Below are 4,806 nucleotides of genomic sequence, written 5' to 3'. Positions count from 1 at the left end.
CGCCCGGACCCCACCCGCGCCTCGCCCAGCGCCAGGATCAGCCGGCCGATGACCTGGAACGGACCCACGGTGGCGGCGGCGGCCACCGCCATGGCAGGGCTTGCGCCGCGCTCCATGAACAGCGGGATGAAGAAGCTGACCAGCATGATGTGGTTGGTCATGATCAGCCCGAACGCCGCTGCCAGCAGCCAGAACGCCGGGCGGCGGCGGGCGGCGGCAAAGGCCGCGCGCCCCTCGGCCTCGGTCTCGGAGGCGGGCGGGGGCGTGCGCGCCGCCTGTCGCCGCAGCCGCCGCCCGGCGATCCAGCTGGCGGGCGCCGCCCCGAACGCCAGCCCCGCGGCAAAGGCCAGCACCGCCCCGCGCCAGCCGAACGCCTGTGCCAGCCCCGCGCCCACCGGGAACGCGATCGACGACGCAAGCCCCGCCACCAGCGTCACCCGCACGATGGCGCCGCGGGCAGCCTGGCCCAGCCGGCGCACCAGAAAGGCAAAGCACACCTCGTAGAGGCAGGCGCAATGCGCCACGCCGATCACCGCCCATACCACCAGATACTGCGCCGGCGTCTGCACCATCGACAGCGCCACCAGCGCCAGCGCGCCCAGGCACGCGCCCCCCGTCAGCAGCGCCACCGCATGGCCCCGGTCCACCAGCCGCCCGGCCCAGGTCGCCAGCCCCGCCGACACCAGGATCGACAGCGCGGGACCCAGCGCCAGTGTGGTCTTGGACCAGCCCAGATCGGCCTCCCACGCCACCAGAAGGGCCGCGAAGACATAGACCAGCCCGGCATAGCCAAGCGTCTGGCCCACCGCCAGAAGCCAGATCGCCGGGGCATCCCCGGGGGCCGAAGGGGCCGCATCGCGCATTGCCCACCGGTGCCGCGAAACCGCCCCCGCCACAAGACGCAAACACCCCCCGCGGAGCTGGCCGCGAACCTGGCCCCAGACATGGCCCCAGACATGGCCCCAGACTTGCCCGCAGACATGGCCCCAGACCTCGGCAGACTTGGCAGCCGCCCGGCCTTGGGGTATGCAAGGGGGATGACGCCGTGCTGCACCCCCCGCATCTGCATTTGCCGCTGACCGGCTCGGCGGGCGCGCGTCTTTTCCCTCGGAGAAGCCCACGACCCCGCCCCGGCGGCGCCCGTGAGGCCCCATGACCCAGATCACGCTGCACAACAGCCGCACCCGCCGCAAGGAGGCGCTGGCCCCGATCGACCCCGCCGATGTGCGGATGTATGTCTGCGGGCCCACCGTCTATGACCGTGCGCATCTGGGCAACGCCCGGCCGGTGGTGGTGTTCGACGTGCTGTTTCGCCTGCTGCGCCATGTGTATGGCGCAGGGCACGTCACCTATGTGCGCAACCTCACGGACGTGGACGACAAGATCAACGCCCGCGCGCGCGCGCTGCAGGAGGGGGGCGACGGGCGCGACCTCAACGCCATCATCCGCACGCTGACGGACGAGACGATCGGCTTCTACCACGCCGACATGAAGGAACTCGGCGCCCTGCGCCCCACGCACGAGCCACGCGCGACCGACTACATCCCCCAGATGGTCGCGATGATCGAGGGGCTGGTGGCGAAGGGCCACGCCTATGCCGCCGAGGGCCATGTCCTGTTCGCCGTCGACAGCTGGCGTGCGGGCTATGGCAAGCTCTCGGGCCGCGCGGTGGAGGACATGGTCGCCGGCGCCCGTGTGGAGGTCGCCCCCTACAAGCGCAACCCGATGGATTTCGTGCTGTGGAAACCCTCCGGCCCCGATGAGCCCGGCTGGGACAGCCCCTGGGGCCGCGGCCGCCCCGGCTGGCACATCGAATGCTCCGCCATGTCCCACGCCCTGCTGGGCGAGAGCTTCGACATCCACGGCGGCGGCATCGACCTGATGTTCCCCCACCACGAGAACGAGATCGCCCAGTCCTGCTGCGCCCACCCCGAAGGCGACTTCGCCCGGGTCTGGCTGCACAACGAGATGGTGCAGGTCGACGGCAAGAAGATGTCCAAATCCCTGGGCAACTTCTTCACCGTCCGCGACCTTCTGGACCAGGGCTGGCCCGGCGAGGTGATCCGCTTCGTGATGCTCCAGACCCACTACCGCAAGCCGATGGACTGGACGGAGGCGGAGGCCGAACGGGCAAGGAAAACGCTGGAGGGTTGGTACAGGCTGACGGAAGGAGTGCCTGCGGCCTCCCTTCCCAGCCCGCAGGTCATCGGTGCCCTCGCGGAAGACCTCAACACGCCGGCGGCTCTCGCCGCACTGCACGACCTGGCCACGCCGGAAACGGCCGAGGCCCTCAAGGCGTCCGTGGCGTTTCTCGGGCTCGGCTGTGCGGAAACCTCGGACTGGTATCCCAGGCCGCGTGTGAGCCTCGAAACTTCGGGCCACTACGGGGTGCGCGCGCCGGGGACCTTGCCGGAGGACCTGGTGAATGCTCTCGGCAGCACTGCGGCGAGGTTCCTCGACCTCTATGCCGATGCAAAAGCGAAGAAGGATTTCACCCGCGTAGATGCCTTGAAGGCTCGACTGAAGTCGCTGGGTGTGGAGACTGCCATCAGCCGCAGGGACGGCAAACCCTGTGTCGAGCTGACCGCTCACCGCGCGCTGTCCGAGGGCGAGGCGGTTCAACTGCGCCACGAAGCTGAAGGGGAGGCGCTGAAATGACCCCCGAACGCCTCTACCTCTACGACACCACCCTGCGGGATGGGCAGCAGACGCAGGGCGTGCAGTTCTCGGTGGGTGAAAAACGCGAGATCGCGGGGATGCTCGACGCGCTGGGGGTGGACCATATCGAGGGGGGGTGGCCCGGCGCGAACCCCACCGACAGCGACTTCTTCGCCGAGGCGCCGCGGACCCGCGCCACCATGACCGCCTTCGGGATGACCCGGCGGGCGGGGCGATCGGCCTCCAACGACGATGTGCTGGCTGCCGTGCTGAACGCGGGCACGCCGGCGGTGTGCCTCGTGGGCAAGGCGCATCCGTTCCACGTCACCACCGCGCTGGGGATCACGCTGGACGAAAACCTCGGCGCGATCCGCGACTCGGTCGCCCATGCCGCCGCACAGGGCCGCGAGGTGCTGTTCGACGCCGAGCATTTCTTCGACGGCCACGCCGCCGATCCGGGCTATGCGCTGGCGTGCCTGCGCGCGGCGCTGGAGGCCGGCGCGCGCTGGGTCGTGCTGTGCGACACCAACGGCGGCACCCTGCCGGGCGCCATCGGGGATGTCACCGCGCGGGTGATCGCCGAAGGCATCCCCGGCGACCGGCTGGGCATCCACACCCATGACGACACCGGCACGGCGGTCGCGGGCGCGCTGGCGGCGGTGGACGCGGGCGCGCGCCAGATCCAGGGCACGCTGAACGGGCTGGGCGAACGCTGCGGCAACGCCAACCTGACGACGCTGATCCCGACGCTGGCGCTGAAATCGCCGTGGGCCGAACGGTTCACCACCGGCGTGCAGGGGCTGGAGCGGCTGGTGCGGATGTCGCGGCGGCTCGACGACATCCTCAACCGGGTGCCGCTGCGCTCGGCGCCGTATGTCGGGGCGTCGGCGTTTGCGCACAAGGCCGGGCTGCACGCCAGCGCGATCCTCAAGGACCCCACGACGTACGAGCACATCGACCCGGCCTCGGTCGGCAACGCGCGCGTCATCCCGATGTCGAACCAGGCGGGCCAGGCCAACCTGCGCGCCCGCCTGGTCGAGGCCGGGATCGACGTCGCCCCCGGCGATCCGCGCCTGGCCGAGATCCTGCGCGAGGTGAAGGCGCGCGAGGACGCGGGCTACGCCTATGACGGCGCGCAGGCGAGCTTCGAGCTGGTCGCGCGGCGGGCGCTGGGGCTGGTGCCCGACTTCTTCGAGGTGAAGCGCTACCGCGTGACCGTGGAGCGGCGCAAGAACCGCTACGACCGCATGGTCAGCCTGTCCGAGGCGGTGGTGGTGGTCAAGATCGGCGACCGCAAGGTGCTGTCGGTCTCGGAATCGCTGGACACCGACGGCAGCGACCGGGGCCCGGTCCATGCGCTGGCGCGCGCGCTGGCCAAGGACCTCGGGCCCCACCAGGCGATCATCGACGACATGCGGCTGGTGGATTTCAAGGTGCGGATCACGCAAGGGGGCACCGACGCCGTCACCCGCGTCATCATCGACAGCGAGGACGGCGCGGGGCGGCGCTGGTCCACGGTGGGCGTGTCGGCCAACATCGTCGATGCCTCGTTCGAGGCGCTGCTGGACGCCACCGTGTGGAAGCTGATCCGCGACCGCGCCGACCCCACCGCGCTGGCCGCGCAATGACCGCGCGGCACCCATGACCGTCGCCGCCTGCGCCGCGATGGTGGAGCGGGGCGATCCCGACCGCTTCCTCGCGACCATGACCGCGCCGGAGGGCGACCGCGCGCGGCTGTGGCCCCTGTATGCCTTCAACCTGGAGGTGGCGCGCGCGCCCTGGGCCTCGGCCGAGCCGATGATCGGGGCGATGCGGCTGCAGTTCTGGACCGACACGCTGGAGGGGATCGCCGAGGGCGCGGCCCCCCGCGCGCATGAGGTCGCGGCCCCGCTGACGGATCTGGTGCGGGCGCTGAACCTGCCGGTGGCGCCGCTGGCGGGGATGGTGGCCGCCCGGCACGACGATCTGGACACCGACGCCCCGGCCGACACCGCCGCCCTGTGGCGGTATCTGGAGGGGACGGGCGGCGCGCTGATGGCGCAGGCCGCCCGGGCGCTGGGTGCGGACGACGCGCAGGCGGCGGTCGCAGCCGAGGTCGGCGCGGCGGCGGCGATGGCGTCCTGGCTGGCGGCGGCGGGGGCACTGGCG

Annotated in this window: 4 protein-coding genes; 3 read left to right on the top strand and 1 reads right to left on the bottom strand. The window is 71.7% G+C overall.

Going from position 1 to position 4,806, the window contains the following annotated elements:
* Positions 1–863 (bottom strand): MFS transporter (locus CCR87_RS01445; RefSeq protein ID WP_201155551.1); only part of this gene is annotated, 863 nt, incomplete at its 3' end.
* Between the two features lie 289 nt (positions 864–1,152).
* On the opposite strand from CCR87_RS01445, the gene cysS reads away from it, so the two are divergent.
* The 3 genes from cysS to CCR87_RS01430 all read left to right on the top strand — a co-directional run.
* Positions 1,153–2,658, top strand: coding sequence for a cysteine--tRNA ligase (gene cysS / locus CCR87_RS01440; RefSeq protein ID WP_201155550.1), 1,506 nt, complete (start codon positions 1,153–1,155; stop codon positions 2,656–2,658).
* Positions 2,655–4,286 (top strand): citramalate synthase, encoded by a 1,632-nt coding sequence (gene cimA / locus CCR87_RS01435; RefSeq protein WP_201155549.1) that lies wholly within the window; start codon positions 2,655–2,657, stop codon positions 4,284–4,286. The genes cysS and cimA overlap by 4 nt, the downstream gene beginning before the upstream one ends.
* A gap of 13 nt (positions 4,287–4,299) precedes the next feature.
* Positions 4,300–4,806: squalene/phytoene synthase family protein (locus tag CCR87_RS01430; protein WP_201155548.1), on the top strand; the 507-nt coding region annotated here is incomplete at its 3' end.

The organism is Rhodobaculum claviforme (assembly GCF_016653255.1).
Taxonomy (GTDB): Bacteria; Pseudomonadota; Alphaproteobacteria; order Rhodobacterales; family Rhodobacteraceae; genus Rhodobaculum; species Rhodobaculum claviforme.
The sequence above is the reverse complement of the archived record's forward strand: the minus strand, read 5'-3'. Positions and strand labels throughout refer to the sequence as shown.

Bases quoted from the DNA above. Each gene is read 5' to 3' on its own strand.
- cysS (WP_201155550.1), top strand. From the start codon at position 1,153: ATGACCCAGATCACGCTGCACAACAGCCGCACCCGCCGCAAGGAGGCG.
- cimA (WP_201155549.1), top strand. From the start codon at position 2,655: ATGACCCCCGAACGCCTCTACCTCTACGACACCACCCTGCGGGATGGG.